General features: G+C 44.2%; 17 protein-coding genes, 1 pseudogene and 1 riboswitch. Of the genes and pseudogenes, 3 read left to right on the forward strand and 15 right to left on the reverse strand.

Annotated features, from left to right (window positions below):
- The 3 genes and pseudogenes from BN587_RS05445 to BN587_RS05455 form a co-directional block, all read right to left on the reverse strand.
- Positions 1 to 261, reverse strand: a pseudogene (locus tag BN587_RS05445) (hypothetical protein); the annotation flags it as partial.
- A gap of 149 nt (positions 262 to 410) precedes the next feature.
- Positions 411 to 582: riboswitch (cobalamin riboswitch) on the reverse strand.
- Between the two features lie 13 nt (positions 583 to 595).
- On the reverse strand, positions 596 to 1255 hold the full coding sequence (locus tag BN587_RS05450) for a TetR/AcrR family transcriptional regulator (protein ID WP_021720133.1): 660 nt from the start codon (positions 1253 to 1255) through the stop codon (positions 596 to 598).
- Between the two features lie 411 nt (positions 1256 to 1666).
- Positions 1667 to 3052 (reverse strand): ATP-binding protein, encoded by a 1386-nt coding sequence (locus BN587_RS05455; RefSeq protein ID WP_021720134.1) that lies wholly within the window; start codon positions 3050 to 3052, stop codon positions 1667 to 1669.
- Between the two features lie 390 nt (positions 3053 to 3442).
- Here BN587_RS05455 and BN587_RS05460 point away from each other — a divergent pair, with 390 nt between their 5' ends.
- From BN587_RS05460 to BN587_RS11395, 3 genes are read left to right on the forward strand one after another with little or no spacing between them, the layout of a single operon-like run.
- On the forward strand, positions 3443 to 4060 hold the full coding sequence (locus BN587_RS05460) for a MotA/TolQ/ExbB proton channel family protein (protein WP_021720135.1): 618 nt from the start codon (positions 3443 to 3445) through the stop codon (positions 4058 to 4060).
- Positions 4060 to 4470, forward strand: coding sequence for an ExbD/TolR family protein (locus BN587_RS05465; protein WP_009144651.1), 411 nt, complete (start codon positions 4060 to 4062; stop codon positions 4468 to 4470). Before BN587_RS05460 ends, BN587_RS05465 begins: the two co-directional genes overlap by 1 nt.
- On the forward strand, positions 4470 to 5225 hold the full coding sequence (locus BN587_RS11395; RefSeq protein WP_021720136.1) for an energy transducer TonB: 756 nt from the start codon (positions 4470 to 4472) through the stop codon (positions 5223 to 5225). The genes BN587_RS05465 and BN587_RS11395 overlap by 1 nt, the downstream gene beginning before the upstream one ends.
- A gap of 60 nt (positions 5226 to 5285) precedes the next feature.
- Here BN587_RS11395 and BN587_RS05475 read toward each other — a convergent pair whose 3' ends face one another.
- The 12 genes from BN587_RS05475 to BN587_RS11400 form a co-directional block, all read right to left on the reverse strand.
- Positions 5286 to 6212, reverse strand: coding sequence for a CvfB family protein (locus BN587_RS05475; protein WP_021720137.1), 927 nt, complete (start codon positions 6210 to 6212; stop codon positions 5286 to 5288).
- Entirely contained in the window at positions 6205 to 6561 is a 357-nt protein-coding gene (rsfS, locus tag BN587_RS05480; protein WP_021720138.1) for a ribosome silencing factor, read from the reverse strand. The genes BN587_RS05475 and rsfS overlap by 8 nt, the downstream gene beginning before the upstream one ends.
- Before the next feature lie 12 nt (positions 6562 to 6573).
- Positions 6574 to 7662 carry an LCP family protein gene (locus BN587_RS05485; protein ID WP_021720139.1) on the reverse strand — a complete coding sequence of 363 codons (1089 nt, stop codon included), beginning with the start codon at positions 7660 to 7662 and terminating at the stop codon, positions 6574 to 6576.
- Positions 7663 to 7673: 11 nt separating this feature from the next.
- The gene (gene yqeK, locus BN587_RS05490) at positions 7674 to 8255 is read right to left on the reverse strand and encodes a bis(5'-nucleosyl)-tetraphosphatase (symmetrical) YqeK (RefSeq protein ID WP_021720140.1); all 582 of its coding nucleotides are present in this window, start codon (positions 8253 to 8255) and stop codon (positions 7674 to 7676) included.
- A 7-nt stretch (positions 8256 to 8262) separates the two neighbouring features.
- Entirely contained in the window at positions 8263 to 8877 is a 615-nt protein-coding gene (nadD, locus tag BN587_RS05495) for a nicotinate-nucleotide adenylyltransferase (protein WP_021720141.1), read from the reverse strand.
- 42 nt (positions 8878 to 8919) lie between these two features.
- Positions 8920 to 9093 carry a hypothetical protein gene (locus BN587_RS11870; RefSeq protein ID WP_021720142.1) on the reverse strand — a complete coding sequence of 58 codons (174 nt, stop codon included), beginning with the start codon at positions 9091 to 9093 and terminating at the stop codon, positions 8920 to 8922.
- A 59-nt stretch (positions 9094 to 9152) separates the two neighbouring features.
- On the reverse strand, positions 9153 to 10367 hold the full coding sequence (locus BN587_RS05500; protein WP_021720143.1) for an ABC transporter permease: 1215 nt from the start codon (positions 10365 to 10367) through the stop codon (positions 9153 to 9155).
- A 19-nt stretch (positions 10368 to 10386) separates the two neighbouring features.
- Positions 10387 to 11127 (reverse strand): ABC transporter ATP-binding protein, encoded by a 741-nt coding sequence (locus tag BN587_RS05505; RefSeq protein WP_021720144.1) that lies wholly within the window; start codon positions 11125 to 11127, stop codon positions 10387 to 10389.
- Positions 11128 to 11142: 15 nt separating this feature from the next.
- The gene (locus BN587_RS11875; RefSeq protein WP_368482939.1) at positions 11143 to 11853 is read right to left on the reverse strand and encodes an efflux RND transporter periplasmic adaptor subunit; all 711 of its coding nucleotides are present in this window, start codon (positions 11851 to 11853) and stop codon (positions 11143 to 11145) included.
- 13 nt (positions 11854 to 11866) lie between these two features.
- Positions 11867 to 12247 (reverse strand): efflux RND transporter periplasmic adaptor subunit, encoded by a 381-nt coding sequence (locus BN587_RS11880; RefSeq protein ID WP_021720146.1) that lies wholly within the window; start codon positions 12245 to 12247, stop codon positions 11867 to 11869.
- Between the two features lie 434 nt (positions 12248 to 12681).
- On the reverse strand, positions 12682 to 13956 hold the full coding sequence (locus tag BN587_RS05515) for an SLC13 family permease (protein ID WP_021720147.1): 1275 nt from the start codon (positions 13954 to 13956) through the stop codon (positions 12682 to 12684).
- A 509-nt stretch (positions 13957 to 14465) separates the two neighbouring features.
- Positions 14466 to 15691: SLC13 family permease (locus BN587_RS11400; RefSeq protein WP_303684863.1), on the reverse strand; the 1226-nt coding region annotated here is incomplete at its 5' end.

Here is a 15691-nt window from a genome sequence, read left to right on the forward strand (position 1 = left end):
TATTTTTTGTTCAAGTTGATTATACAATCTACCATACAAATTTTGATACTGTTTATCTTCTATTTCTTTAGATGTAATAACATATACAGAAGCCGCAGTTTTAACCTTATCTACCGGCGTGGCTGTCGCCGTAACAATCATCTCATCAAGGTTAAAAGTTTTCATCTCTTCGGCAAAAGCAGTCGTGCCACCGGAAATTACATAAGAGCCAACTAGGACAGACATCAGTACTGCATTACGCAGTTCAAACAATTTTTTCAATTTTAAACACCTCATCATACTTTTACTCATGAATGCAGGAAATTTTACCTCTGGCCAGAAAAATAAAACAGCCTGCTTGTTATCTGAATACAAACAGGCTGCACTACTAGCAACGCTAATAATCACATTACCTATCTGTCTATCGCAGATAACGGTAATATGCCTAGGAAGCTCTCTGGCTTAACTACGCTGACATACCAGCCTGAAAAATCAGTGGTTACAAAGTCTGCATCGTTTTACAGTGGCGGGACCGCATCGGATTTACACCGAATTGCTTGTCTAAGCACAACAATATTTTGACCTCAGGTCTAAAATCATAATAATCTACATAGCATCATTTGTCAAGAGTATTTTTATTTTTTTCGTATATCATCCCATCTAAAAAGAATCTTAACATTCGTGTTACCCTAAATTCATAAAGACTCAGTCTTTCCCAAGTTATATCGCCATCATCGGTTATCGCATACTCAGCATTTTGAATCATATCCTGATAATAACCACGTAAAAAATGTTCCTGTACTTCAAAAATATAAAAAATTTCATTACGTGTAAAGCCGTTAAACTTCTCTATAATAATAGATTGCAGTCTGTCATCAAGAATATTTACCACATTATTGTATTGCAAAATATGCTCTCGTTTGCATTCACTAAAAATTCGCGTACTTTCAATAGAAAGCTTAATCAAAGTAATATAGTCTCTGATGTATATATCCGTCAATTTCATAATGAGTTTTTTGAAGTCAACAATATTTTTTATAGAAGTTTGGTTAACCTCTAAAATAAAGCGTTCTATAATATCACTATGCAATTTTTCCAATACATTTAAATACAGAATTCCTTTTGACGGAAAATAATAGAAAATATTTGACTTTACTACATCCAACTTCTGTGCTATATCCTCTATACGCACATCATTATATGAACTTTGTTCTAACATTTTCATTGCAGTATAAATAATCTGCTCTTTTTTTTGTGCTCGTTTTTCGCTTGCCATTTTTACTTCTCCATTTTTTCTGGTGATACATTTCCTTAAATAGTATTATAGAAGTTTATAATAAAAATAGCAAGTATTTTGACCTCTGGTCAGATTTGGATATGCTTTAACTTATTTCAACCTTCCTACATATATAAGGCTAACAGCCATTTAAAAACTGCATATTTCAAGAAATAAAATACATCAAGCACCCTGCAAAAGTCGAGAAATCTAAAGTCTGACTTTAAATTACTCGACTTTTTGTGTATGTCAAATGACAGCCAAAGATAGTAAAGAATAACTGAATAAATTTAATTTCTTCAGTTATTCTTTGCTGCAATTATTCCTCCGCCAATTCTACCTAACAAAACTCTAAGAAAGCATAGTAATATGCCTGTTTCTCAGAGTTATTATAGTTCTTCTGCACTTCACCTATACTAAATCATCCAAGCCAACTAACTTTATTCCCTTTTCTGCCGCATAAGCAACCGCTTGCTCTGTATAACCGGCTTTGGAAAAGAAATAATAATATAAACTCTTATCCTGCGCTACTTTTTTGCCTAAAAAGTGCTTCAAGTCTTTTACGTCTACCGGCCTATGCTTATATTTGCACTCACCCAAAAGTATTTGTGTTTGCCTGTAATCAACTGCCATAATATCTATCTCATCAGTCTTGTTCCACCAGCGGCCAATCTTGGTAAAATAAAACGGTAAACCGTGTTTTCTGTTCTGCTTACGCAAATATTGCTGGCAAACATCTTCAAATACATACGATGTAAAGCGCTCCAGCTCAGGCTTGACAACATATTGATAAATCCCTCCTGCATCACCTGATTCCAGCTCAGATAAATTTGGGAACACAAAGGCATACCAAAAGCCGAAGAAATTATCGGTAACCTTGTATAAGCCTCTCTGTGTATTAGCCTGCTCCTTAATATTGGCATCCACAGAAAACTCTCTGCACAAAATCCCCAATTCCAAAAGATTTTTTAAATATACGCTCAGCTTGCTTTTATCAATCTGCGTTTTTTGATAAATATCATTTAATTGGGTATTGCCTAAAGCTACAGCTTCAATCACTGCATTATAAACACTCGTCTCGCGTAGCTCCTGACGCATAAGAAACTCCACTTCACTATATAGCACACTGCCTCTGCTTAAAATATTACGTACAATATTTTCATCCAAAGAATATTTATCGGAAAACTGCTTTAAATAATGCGGAATGCCGCCCAAAATTGCATAAGCAGTAATTTTGTCTTCTATGCTGTAATTAGGAAAAAACTGTTGTGCAGAATAAAAATCCATTGCCTGCATTTTTAAAATTCCTGTAGCACGTCCATAAAGCGGATTTTTCTCTGCTAAAACTTCTTTTTCTATAAATGACATTGCGCTGCCGCATAAAACCAGCATTACATTAGACTGCTTTAAAACCTCATCCCACAGCTTTTGCAAAATAGAAGGAATAGCATTATTCCCTTTTACCATATAGGGGAATTCGTCGATAACTACAACTATTTTTTTATCTTTTGCCAGCTCCGTTATACTGAGCAAGGCCTGCTCCCAATCACTGAAACGAGTAATATATTTTGCCGCCTGGTGATTTTTTTCCAATAATCGCTGACTAAACGCTTCAAGCTGTTTTTCATCAATAATTTCTGTACAAGTATAAAAAATATGCTCTTTATCTTGACAAAACTGCCGCAACAGCTCTGTTTTGCCTACACGCCTTCTGCCGTAAAGCACTACAAGCTGACCGTCTGCACTATTATATCTGTCCTCTAAAAATTTCAGTTCTTCCTCGCGACCGATAAACATCTTACTCACCTCATTTATCTAATCATGATTTGTATAATCTGGATTAGATAAATTATATACCATTATAAGGAAGTCTGCAAGAGATAGGCGGATGAATGAGGAAAACTCCGGAAAAACTAAAGTTATGCTCTGAATTTCCAAATTATTTTATGTTTTTTCCATTAATTTCTACATAAAGAAATTCCCTGCTTTTATTGTTCTGCTACCTTAAGTCAATACTGTTACATTCTAAACACTTTTAGCTAATTATCTTTTCTAACCTCTTGCTTTTTGCATATTGATAATATATACTATAAATTAACCTTATTCAGCTTGTAACATTTTTCAAAACAAGCTGAGGCAGTTGCTGCTGCCAAAAATTTTTTGATGAGTATTTTTAGGAGGCAATTCATGGAAGCAATTCAACAAACAATCATGTATTTTCACAAAGGCGGTCTCGTTATGTGGCCGCTGCTTTTCTGTTCAATCGCAGTAATTGCAATTGCAATTGAGCGTTTTCTGTTTTACAAGGCAGAAGACAGCGGTCAGCCATTTGCCGCTAAGTATTGCGAACTTTTGCGAGCTGACGCAAGAGAAGAAGCTTTTCAATTAGCAGAAGCAACCAACGGCGAATGCGCTAAAATCGTTGCTGATGCAGCTAAAATTACCGATGGCAGAGAACAACAAAAAGCATTTTTGGAAAGCCAGGCAGGTATTTTCATTGCTAAACTGAAAAATAAACTGGACTACCTTGCTATTATTGTTACTATGTCCCCGCTGCTGGGCCTGCTCGGTACCATCGTAGGTATGATCGGCGCCTTCAGTATCTTCAATCTGGAATCCGGCGCTCCTATCGCTATTACCGGCGGTATCGGCGAAGCACTTATCGCTACCGCTACCGGTCTTTGCGTAGCTATTCTTTCCTTGTGCGCACACTCTTATTTTGCCCATCGTATGGATAATATGATTACCGACATGGAGCAATGCTTCAGTGCTCTTCTCGAAGCAGAAACAAGGAGTGGTAAATAATGCAGCTGCGCAATGTACGTGATAGAAAAACACCGGAGCTTATTATTATCCCTATGATCGATATCATGTTCTTCCTGCTGGTATTCTTCATGCTCAGCACCATGTACATGATCGACCTGAAAACCATTCCCGTTAAACTGCCGCAGGCAGCACATGCTGCTACGGATACAACGACAACCTTCGCCGTATCCCTGAAAAATGACGGCTCTCTTTATCTTGGCGATGCGCCGACAGATATCCAATCTTTAATAACCCAATCCTCAATCGAGCAAAAAAATAATCCTCGTTTTGCTATTGTTATCAGAGCAGACAAGGATGTTGATTACGGTCGTGTTATTGAACTTATTGATAAACTTAAAGGCGCAGGTATTACCCGCTTTGGTTTGGCAACGGATGGAGCTGGTAAATAATGAATTCTGGTCAACGCAGTAGAATCGGCTTTATCGGTTCTATCGTAACACATATTTTTATCTTACTTTTCGTAAGCTTCGTCGGACTGTTTAATTTATCGCATCCGCCTGCTAACGATATCGTAGAGGTATCACTGTTTGGCGGCGGCGGCGGCGGTGGCGGCAATGATGCCGACATTGAAGACAGTAATGCAAACGACGAAGAAAACTCTACTGAAGAAGATGTGCAGGAAGAGCCTACACCGGATCCGGAGGCTATCTGGAAAAACGATGAGAATAAGCCTCAACCTGTACATAAAAAATCTGCTGTGAAAAAGGTTGCCCGTAAGGGCAGCGGTACCGGTCAGGGAAGCGGCCACGGCAGCGGTGTCGGCCCCGGCACCGGCTCCGGCAGTGGCGGCGGTAACGGCAGCGGCCACGGCACAGGCAACGGCAGCGGTACAGGCAGTGGCAGCGGCGGTGGCAGCGGCAACGCTTCTGTTGCAGTTATGCCGCGTATTATCCGCAAGATTGATCCTGTATACCCTGCTGCAGAACGCAATGCAGGCATCACCGGTTCAGGCGTTGTACGCCTTCTGGTCAATACCAACGGTACTGTTGATGAGGTTACCCTCGTAAGCTCCAGCGGTAACGCTAACCTCGACCAGGCAGGTATCAATGCCGCTTATAAATGGCGCTTCACCAGCGCTGTCGGTACTAACGGTCAAAAGGTTCGCTGCTATTTGCGCTTACCCTTCACCTTCAGACTGAGATAATTAAAACCTGTTAGCTGAAAAACTCAGCTAACAGGTTTTTTTATGCCTAAAATATTAAATTTACTTTTCTTGCTGACCTTCCGTCAAATAGGTCCAGCCGTTCTCCTGACGCACCTTGCCCTCTTTCATCAGATGGCCCAACGCACGCTTGAAGGCAGCCTTGCTGATACCAAACTTCTGCTTGATAATCTCCAGCGGCGTAGAATCGCAGTAAGGCATGCTGCCATTGCGCTTCACCAGGAAATCATAGATATCCTGAGCATCCGCAACAAGTGCATTCTCCTTCTGCAGACGCATAGAAACGTTAATACGTCCATCCTCGCGCAGATAGGTTACACGGCAGGTAATCTCCTGACCGAAGTCAAGTCTGCCACCGGGCACTTCACTGCGATGCAGGAAGGCAATAAAGCGCTGGTTAGTGAAAAGAAAGAAGCCTTCCGGCAGAATGTTGTAAATCGTACCGGTAACCTTATCACCGATTTTTAAGCCCTCTGCAGGCTTGGAAGCCTTCACCATATCCTCTTCTACGCGCATCGTCACAGCCTGACGGCCGCTCTTATCGCGATACAGCCTTACCCATACGAGCTGACCGGGGTTTACATGGCCACGCATCTGGCTATAGGGCAGGAAAACGCCACGCTCGGCGCCGATATCAACGAAACCGCCGTCACGGGTAACGCTCAGCACACGTACATAGCCCAACTGGCCTTCACGCATCTTCGGCAGCTTCATGCTGGCCGTCAGACGCTTGCTGGGGTCAAGATAAAGGTAAACCTTTACCTCATCGCCAACATTAACCTCAGAGGTCTGCTGCAGCTTATGCAGCATGATATCGTCAGAGGTATTACCAGTGCCTGCATCAAGGAAGGCAGCATTTTCATTCATACGCACAACCTTCAGGCTGACTACATCACCAGGACGGTATTTCGTATTGTTCGTAACAACAGGAGCCTTTTTGGCTCTGCTGAATTTTTTATTATCAATCATCCGTATTCTCCACAAAGCTTTCCGACGGAGCATCTGCCCACAGCTGCTCTAAATTATAAAAATCGCGTTCTTCCTCCAGGAAAACGTGAGCAACAACATCACCGTAATCCAACAGTACCCAACGTGCGTCAGCATAGCCTTCCTTGTGGGTAGGGTGTACGCCTGCTTCTGCCATCTTATCTTCAATATTGTCAGCAATTGCCTTAACCAAGGTGCTGTTGCCGGCGCTGCATACAACATAAAAATCTGTAACCGGAGACAAGCCCTCCATATTTAATAAAAGTATATCCTTTGCTTTTTTTTCATTAGCCGCAGCCGCAATTTTTTGTGCAATTTCTTTAGTTTCCATTAAGCATCCTCCTTAATTATTACCTACTTTTCCAGCAAGCTTTGATTCTTGTTCTAATTCATCTCTGTCCTTAGGCTGCAGGTGCTCCTTCGGCTCTTCTTCAACCTCCGGCTTTTCCTCTTCCTTCTCTTTCAGATAAGGAATTCCCAGCTCATCCAAGGACTTGTTTACATCAGCCTGCTCAGCCCGCCAATAGCTCACACCGGTGCTATCGTCAAATTTGCCATAAAGCATACAGCTGCGCAGCTTATCATCACCAAACAGCTTAAAACTGTTGGCAGCCTTAAGCATTGTCAAGGTATTAAGATCTGTTTCCACATATTTGTCCAGCGTTGCCAGCAGACTGCTTACCTTGGTTACATTCTGTACAGAAAACATCTGCTCAGCCGCAGCCTTCAGGAATTTTTGCTGTCTTTGCACGCGTCCTATATCACCAAGCTCATCCTTGCGAAAGCGCACATATTTACCGGCAGTTTCGCCATCCATATGCTGATAGCCATGCTTGATATCAATAACCAGATCAGCATAAGGATCCTCGTAATACATATCCTTTTCTACGTAGATATCTACGCCGCCAATTAAATTTACCACATCAATAAAGCCACGCCAGTTTGCCAGCGCATAATAATGGATAGGCACACGCAACAAATTAGCTACAGTCTGCTTTGCCATCACAGCTCCGCCATAGGCATAGGCTGCATTAATTTTTTCCGGATCCTTATGACCAGGAAGCACTACCATCGTATCACGCGGAATAGATAAAACAGCTACCTTATTATTCTGCGGATCAAAGCTCAGCAGTATAATAGCATCTGTGCGTTTAGGCTCACTTTCCGCTGCTTCGCTGTCGCCATCATCAATGCCCAATAGCAGGACGTTAATGCGTTCATTGAGCTTCTGGTCATCACGTATTTTATCATCTGCTGCAGTCACGCCAACATGCGGCGGATTGATAAACTTATTATATATCCAGCAGGTTCCCCAGAAAAGCGCTGTTCCCAAAAGGCCTATAAAAATAAGCAGGCAAAGCAATCTTCCCCAACGAATCTTGCGCCTTCTGCGGTGTCTTAACGGCGGTTGTTGATTATTATTTTCTTCCATACTCGCCCCGCCTATTTGTTATCTGATTTCTGCGCCAGCATCAGCTCATTATAACCGTCAATGCAATGCGGATGAATTAATTGTCCGCCGACAAGCAGATATTCAATAGTATTACTGTAGGCCTTAAGCATTGCTTTATCAAGGCTTTTATGTGCCAGCTTGCGCAAATCCTCTATCCCCGGGAACTCTCTTCCCGGTTCAATCATATCTGCCAAAAATACAACCTTTGCCAAATCTGTCATGTGGGCAGCACCTGTCGTATGCTGCGCAATACCTGCCAAAATTTCCTTATCGGTTACACCATACTTGGTCTGCGCATAGTATACACCTAATTTAGCATGCAGCAAAATCGGCTGATTGCGTTCTACATCATCAATAGCAATTCCCAGTGCATCTGCCTTCGCCGCACTTTCTTTGCTGGCAACCTCACGGCCGCAATCATGCAGCAACGCACAAATCGCAATTTTTTCTTTCGGCAGCTTATGTGCCTCAGCCAGCTCCAAAGCTGTTTCGTAAACATGTACGGAATGTTTATAGCGCTTCGGCGGCAAGGAAGCCTGTAAAAGCTGTTTCATTTCGTCTATTGTCATCATTTCTGCTTCATCCCTGCCTTTGATATAAATTGTGAGCAACGATATATTGCTCTACAGCACGCGGCACTAAGCCTGCCAGGCTTGCTCCTTCGTGCAGCCTTGTCCTTATTTCGGTAGATGAAATATCATATTCGGGTGTATGCAGCAGCATAATTCTTTCCGCAGCAGCAGCACACAGATGCTGCACTACCTCTTCCATCACACCATCATAGCCCGGTCGGCCAGCAGCTACAAAGGTTGCCAGCTGCAGCATTTCCTCAATCGAATTCCAGGTATGCAGCTGAGCTACCGAATCAGCACCAATAATAAAGTAAAGCTCCTTATCCGGATACATCTGTCGCAGCTCACGCAGTGTATCTATCGTATAGGATACGCCGCTACGTTGAAGCTCCATATCTGATACAGTAAAATGCGGATATGGCTTTACTGCCAGCTCAGTCATCGCATAACGATGCTCTGCCGGCGCATAATCCTGTCCTACCTTATGCGGTGGTACAAAAGCTGGGATAAAAATAATTTGTTCCAGTGCAATACGTTCGTAAACAGCTTCAGCAATACGCAGATGCCCTATATGAATAGGATCAAAGGTCCCGCCTAAAATACCAAGTCCCTTCCCAGTCACAGTCATCCTCCTTGCTCAACACTTTTCTATTATTTTATTATATCAATCACTCAGCATTTGTACAACCTTCTGCAGCAGAATTATTATCGCAATAAGCAATAAAATTCCCTTTGTACGGTCTTTAAAATCAAAAACAGTTTTAGGCCTTCTCAGATAATCTGAAAAGGCCTGCAAATAATCTTTAAATGTAGGGGGTTTAGGTTCTCGTTTTGTCATTTTTTCTCCAATTTTAAAGATAAAGTGAAGAGAACCACTCTTCACTTTATCATATTATTTTACTCGTATCTCAAAGCATCAATCGGATCAAGCAGCGCTGCCTTACGTGCCGGATAAATTCCGAAGAACAAGCCGATGCCGACCGAAAAGATTACCGCAATAACAATCGCCCAGACGGAAATAACTGTATTCCAGCCTGCCATACTGCTGATAATGCAGGAAGCACCGATACCCAGTATTACACCTAAGGTGCCGCCGATAATGCCAATTACCATGGATTCAACCAAGAACTGCAGCAGGATATTATTATAGGTAGCGCCCAAAGCCTTGCGGATACCAATCTCACGCGTACGCTCTGTTACAGATACCAGCATAATATTCATAATACCGATACCGCCGACCAAAAGACTGATAGCAGCAATGCAGCCGAGAAGTATCGTAATATTGTTAGCCGTCGACATCATAGTTTCCATAATCTGCGCCATGTTGCCTACGGTAAAATCATCGTTAGCGCCCTCTTTAATCTTGTGACGTGTACGCAGCACCTGTTCTACATCGGCCTGCACATCATTAATAACGTTTTCATTCTCAGCCTGTACCGCGATGCGTTGTACATTCGTAATACCCATCATACGGTTCTGTGCCGTTGTCAGAGGAACATAAACCACGTCATCCTGATCCATGCCCATGCTGCCCTGTCCCTTGCTTTTCAAAACCCCAATAACCTGAAACGGTGCCTTATTGATACGCATAATCTTGCCGACCGGGTTGCCCTCCGGGAACAGACTGTCAGCAACAGTCTTACCGATAACTGCTACTCTGCCGCGGCTTACGAGGTCACGCTCGTTCAAAATACGTCCGTCCTCAACCTCCAGACTGGAAATGGTAAAGTTGCTCGGAGTTGTACCCTCGACACGGCTGGTCCAGTTCTGGTTACCTGCAACCATCTGATAGCTTCTGTTGACACTAGCCGAAATGTTGGCAATACCATCAACCTGCTTCTCGATAGCCTGCATATCATCATACGTCAGCTTAACGCCTTCACCCGCTGCCAGACGCGCACCGGTAGAGGTACGGCCTCCAGAAGTAATAATCAGCAGGTTACTTCCCAGCTTGGAGATATTGTTCTTGACATTCTCCTTAAGGCCAAAGCCAAGGCTGACCATTGCAATAACGGCGCCAACACCGATAATAATGCCCAAAAGCGTCAGGAAGGTACGCAGCTTATTGGAAACCATGCCCTGCAAAGCCATTTTAATGCTTTCATTCAACATAAATATCTACCTTCCTTTATCAGCTCTGCGTACCGTCACGCATCTGCTGCAGCTCCTTGGCCGCATAATCAGTCCTGCCGCCGCTGCGTTCATCACTTACCAGCTGTCCGTCGCGCATTACCAGAATACGCTTCGTCTGCTCGGCAATATCCGGCTCATGGGTAACCATAACCACCGTCTTGCCACTCTCATTCATTTTCTTAAAGATATCCATAATCTCGTAACTGGATTTGGTATCAAGATTGCCTGTAGGCTCATCGGCCATAATAATCGCCGGGTTATTGATTAAGGCTCTGGCAATGGCCACACGCTGACGCTGACCACCGCTCATTTCCATAGGCTTATGCTCCAGCCTGTCGCCCAGGCCAACAGCCTCCAGTGCCTTCTTAGCGCGCTCCATGCGCTCTTCCTCGTCTACACCGGCATATACAAGCGGCAAAGCTACATTCTCCTGCGCAGTCAGCTTAGCCAGCAGATTGAAGTTTTGGAAGACAAAGCCTATCTTCGCATTACGCGTATGCGCCAGCTCATCGTCATCATAGCCGGCAATCTCCTTGCCATCAAGAAAATACTCGCCGGAGGTCGGTCTGTCCAGACAACCGAGAATATTCATCATCGTAGATTTACCGCTGCCGGAAGGCCCCATAATAGAAGTAAATTCCCCCGGCTCAATCTTCAGATTAACGTGATAAAGCGCGTGTACCACGCTGTCACCCATCTGATAGGTTTTCATAATATCTTTTAATTCGATAACAGACATAACGCTAACGCCTCCTTAGTGCATCGGCGGTGGGCCCATTCTGTTACTGCTCTGCTTGCTGACAGCCTTCTTCACCAGCAGCTTGTCACCAATGCTAAGACCGGTTGCCGTAACTGCTACTTCGCTGTCACTCGTCAGGCCAAGCTTTACATCTACATCACGTGTTTCCTTAGTCTTTTCGTTATATACCTTTACGTAACGACGAGTACCGTCGCTGTAAATACAATTCAGCGGAACAATAGTTACATCATCCGCCTCATCGATAATAATCTCGGTTCTTGCTGTCATAGTCGGCAGCAGCTTGCCCTTAGCATCATCAACAGTAACATAAACCTTATAATAGATAACGTTGTTTTCCGTAGTTGCACTACGGGAAATCAAGCGTACCTTACCGGTAAATGTTTCGTTAGGATAAGCATCAACAGTAAACTTTACCTTTTGCCCGTCCTTAACCTGACCGATATCGGATTCATCGACAAGTGCTTCAATCTCCATATTATCCAGCGTTGCCACAGACATAATAACCTGCGGTGTGCTGATACCAGAGCTGATAGTCTGACCAACCGGTGTAGGCTTACCGATAATGTAACCGGAAATCGGTGTGGTAATAACAGTATCATTAACATCAGAAGCAGCCTTTTCATAGTTGCTCTTGGCTACAAGATAATCGGCCTCCACGCTGTCAAATGTTGATTGGCTGATAGCACCGCGGTTCAGAAGGTTCAGATTACGCTCATAGCTAGTTCAGCAGGTTCAGATTACGCTCATAGTTAGCCTGGGCGTTATGCAGCTTGGCCTGCATCTGAGCCAGCGTTGCATTCAAAGATGTTGCATCAAGGCGCACCAGTACATCACCGGCGTTGACATGTTGGTTTTCTTTAACAAGTACCTCAACAATTCGTCCGGTAATCTTGGAGCTGATATCAACATTATCCTGTGCGCTCAAGGCGCCGGTAGCCGAAACAGTTTCTACAATATTACCTTTTTTTACTTCGCCCATCTTAACAGCAGCAGTAGAAACCTGCGTGCTTTGATAATATTTATAGCCACCATAGCTGCCTGCCAGCAAAATCGCAGCTGCTACGAGGATATATTTATTCTTTTTCACGAAACTCATCATTTGGCATCCCTCATTCTTAAATATATTCCTTTACTATTATAACCTCTACTCTTTTTGAGGTCAAAGCAAGTATAGCAAAAAGATGTGTTTTTTTTATGGCACCGTTAACAAAATTCAACACATATAACAAAAACCCCCGTCACTTTCGTGACAGGGGTTGATTTGCATTTTGACTGTCAAAGCATTTGTTGCTTTATCATTTTGAATCACCAGGCTGGCGAGAAAGTGCCAGAGGCGAAGAGCAGATGCCGCCGGCGTACTTCTGGTACGTCAAGGCATTTGCGATGAAGCATATGGTGCTTTATTCGTCTTTTGTTCCAATCACCAGGCTGGCGAGAAAGTGCCAGAGGCGAGGAACGGATGCCGCCGGCGTACTTCCAGTACGTCAAGGCATTTGTGACGAAGCATATGGTGCTTTATTCGTCTGCCTGGAATTATTTGCCGGGGAAGAACGGCCATACCATCGGAATAACAATCAGAGATACGATGAAGCATACGATTACAAGACCGCAACCAGCTTTCAGGTAGTCCATGAATCTGTATCCGCCAGGGCCGAGTACCAGAGTGTTCGGAGGAGTACCTACCGGAGTTGCGAATGCGCAAGATGCTGCAACAGCGATAGCCATCAGAACTGCTTTCGGGTCAGCACCCAGGTTTTGGGAAATTGCAATACCAATCGGGCACAGCAGAGCTGCGGATGCGGTGTTGGACATGAACTGAGTCAGACCGCAGGACAGGATGAACAGTACACCGGTTACAACCAGCGGAGAAGGAGCGCCGCCCATCAGGCCAACAGTCCATTCAGCGATGAGTTTACCAGCGCCGGTTTTATCCATAGCGGAGGATACAGGCATCATGCCAGCGAACAGGAAGATGGTTACCCAGTCGATGGAAGCATAAGCTTGTCTTTCAGTCAGGCAGCCGGTCAGTACGCACAGCAGAGCGCCGATGATAGCAGCCATTTCCAGGGATACGCCCGGGATACCAACAGCCATTACCAGGATTACGCCCAGCAGGATAACGCCGGAAACCATTTGTTTAGATCTGGAAATTTCGTTAGCCTCTACCTCTTGCTCGATTTCTTGGTCAGCATCGAGTTGTTTGTTCGGGAGCAGATATTTGCCCAGGAACATCATGTAGAGCATACCAGCGACGGAGATGGGAACACCGATCCAAGCGAATTCGAAGAAACCGAACGGCTCGATACCAGCAGCATTCATTGCACCTACTGCAATGATGTTCGGCGGGGTACCTACCATGGTGATGATACCGCCCCAACCGCAAGCGAATGCCAACGGCATTAACTGACGGGAAGCAGGAATTTTAGCTGCAGAGCAGATGCCCAGTGCAACCGGCAGCATGCAAGCTGCGGTACCGGTGTTGGACAGAACTGCGGACATTACTGTACCAACGATCATCAGACCGAACATCAGGCTGTTTTCGCTGGTGCCGCACATTTTAACTACGGTGTTACCAATTTCTTGAGCCAGGCCGGTGTAGAACATGGAAGCGCCTACAACGAACATACCTGCAAAAAGTACTACAGTGGAGTTGGACAGACCGCTGAATACTTGCTTAGCAGGAATCAGGCCTAACAGGCCGCATGCCACAGAGGCACCAATAGCAGTAACTGCGAGAGGAATAAGTTCAGTTACGAAGAATAATGCAACTACTGCCAAAAGAATGAGACATTTGATAGCTGGGGACATTGTTTTCCTCCTTAAAATAATAAAAATGTTTTGTTGTCTGTGTGTCACTATACACACTGAAGGTCATCAATAAAATAATTCAACAAGTTATCAGTAAGTTCTATCATTAAAAATTTATAGTACTTACATTTCCGACAACTCCTATGCTATTGAAGACTTAAAATAGCCTTCACTTACATAACTTACTTTATCGGCTTTTTCACTTACTTTAATTACTTAATTGTTAACAGTGTTAAGTTTAACACACTTCTGACAAATTTGCAAGCCTTTTTCATTTATTTTATTCCTGTACTTTACATGTTTTTCTACTCAGCTTATTGCATATTTATACATAGTATTGCTTGTTTATGATTTTATCGGTTCACTCCCCTTTTTTATTAAAAATATGTCTGTATGCTCACCCTTGAAATCACGTATTTCTGCTGGTCTCAGCCATATTTTAAACAACAAAAATCCCCGTCACTTTCGTGACGGGGATTGATTTGCTTGTAAGCGTCTAACCTAACAAATTATTTGCCAGGGAAGAACGGCCATACCATCGGGATAACAACCAGGGATACTACGAAAGCTACCAGAACCAAGCCGGTACCAGCTTTAACATAGTCCATGAATTTGTATCCACCAGGGCCAAGTACCAGAGTGTTCGGAGGAGTACCTACCGGAGTTGCGAATGCGCAGGATGCTGCAACAGCGATAGCCATCAGAACTGCTTTCGGGTCAGCGCCCAGGTTTTTAGAAATTGCAATACCGATCGGGCACAGCAGAGCTGCGGATGCGGTGTTGGACATGAACTGAGTCAGGCCACAGGACAGGACGAACAGTACACCAGTTACAACCAGCGGAGAAGGAGAGCCGCCCATCAGGCTAACAGTCCATTCAGCGATGAGTTTACCAGCGCCGGTTTTATCCAGACCGGTACCAGCTTTTACATAGTCCATGAATTTGTATCCGCCAGGGCCAAGTACCAGGGTGTTCGGAGGAGTACCTACCGGAGTTGCGAATGCGCAGGATGCTGCAACAGCGATAGCCATCAGAACTGCTTTCGGGTCAGCGCCCAGGTTTTTAGAAATTGCAATACCGATCGGGCACAGCAGAGCTGCGGATGCGGTGTTGGACATGAACTGAGTCAGGCCGCAGGACAAGATGAACAGAACTGCGGTTACTACCAACGGAGAAGGAGAGCCGCCCATCAGGCTAACGGTCCATTCAGCGATGAGCTTGCCAGCGCCAGTTTTATCCATTGCGGAGGATACAGGCATCATACCCGCGAACAGGAAGATGGTTACCCAGTCGATGGATGCATAAGCTTGTTTTTCAGTTAAGCAACCGGTCAGTACGCAAACCAGAGCGCCGATGATAGCAGCCATCTCAAGGGTTACGCCTTTGATACCCAGTGCCATTACGATAACAACTGCCAGCAGGATAATACCGGAGATGACCATTTTCTTGGAATCGGTGCTGTTAGCTTCGATTTCCTGTTCGATCTCCTGATCAGCATCAAGCTCAACCTTCGGGAGCAGATGTTTGCCGATGAACATCATGTAGAGCATACCGGCAACAGATACCGGAATACCGATCCATGCGAATTCGAAGAAGCCGAATGCAGGGAGACCGGCAGCGGTCATTGCACCAGTTGCAATGATGTTAGGAGGTGTACCAACCATGGTGATGATACCGCCCCAACCGCAGGCAAATGCCAAAGGCATTAACTGACGGGAAGCAGGAATCTTAGCTG

Origin of the sequence: Phascolarctobacterium succinatutens CAG:287 (genome assembly GCF_000434895.1) — a bacterium.
GTDB classification, from domain to species: Bacteria; Bacillota; Negativicutes; order Acidaminococcales; family Acidaminococcaceae; genus Phascolarctobacterium_A; species Phascolarctobacterium_A succinatutens_A.

Bases quoted from the DNA above. Each gene is read 5' to 3' on its own strand.
- BN587_RS05475 (WP_021720137.1), bottom strand. From the start codon at position 6,212: ATGATTGATAATAAAAAATTCAGCAGAGCCAAAAAGGCTCCTGTTGTT.
- BN587_RS11395 (WP_021720136.1), top strand. From the start codon at position 4,470: ATGAATTCTGGTCAACGCAGTAGAATCGGCTTTATCGGTTCTATCGTA.
- rsfS (WP_021720138.1), bottom strand. From the start codon at position 6,561: ATGGAAACTAAAGAAATTGCACAAAAAATTGCGGCTGCGGCTAATGAA.
- BN587_RS05465 (WP_009144651.1), top strand. From the start codon at position 4,060: ATGCAGCTGCGCAATGTACGTGATAGAAAAACACCGGAGCTTATTATT.
- yqeK (WP_021720140.1), bottom strand. From the start codon at position 8,255: ATGATGACAATAGACGAAATGAAACAGCTTTTACAGGCTTCCTTGCCG.
- BN587_RS05460 (WP_021720135.1), top strand. From the start codon at position 3,443: ATGGAAGCAATTCAACAAACAATCATGTATTTTCACAAAGGCGGTCTC.
- BN587_RS05500 (WP_021720143.1), bottom strand. From the start codon at position 10,367: ATGTTGAATGAAAGCATTAAAATGGCTTTGCAGGGCATGGTTTCCAAT.
- BN587_RS05455 (WP_021720134.1), bottom strand. From the start codon at position 3,052: ATGTTTATCGGTCGCGAGGAAGAACTGAAATTTTTAGAGGACAGATAT.
- BN587_RS11870 (WP_021720142.1), bottom strand. From the start codon at position 9,093: ATGACAAAACGAGAACCTAAACCCCCTACATTTAAAGATTATTTGCAG.
- BN587_RS05515 (WP_021720147.1), bottom strand. From the start codon at position 13,956: ATGTCCCCAGCTATCAAATGTCTCATTCTTTTGGCAGTAGTTGCATTA.
- BN587_RS05450 (WP_021720133.1), bottom strand. From the start codon at position 1,255: ATGGCAAGCGAAAAACGAGCACAAAAAAAAGAGCAGATTATTTATACT.
- BN587_RS05485 (WP_021720139.1), bottom strand. From the start codon at position 7,662: ATGGAAGAAAATAATAATCAACAACCGCCGTTAAGACACCGCAGAAGG.
- BN587_RS11880 (WP_021720146.1), bottom strand. From the start codon at position 12,247: ATGATGAGTTTCGTGAAAAAGAATAAATATATCCTCGTAGCAGCTGCG.
- BN587_RS05505 (WP_021720144.1), bottom strand. From the start codon at position 11,127: ATGTCTGTTATCGAATTAAAAGATATTATGAAAACCTATCAGATGGGT.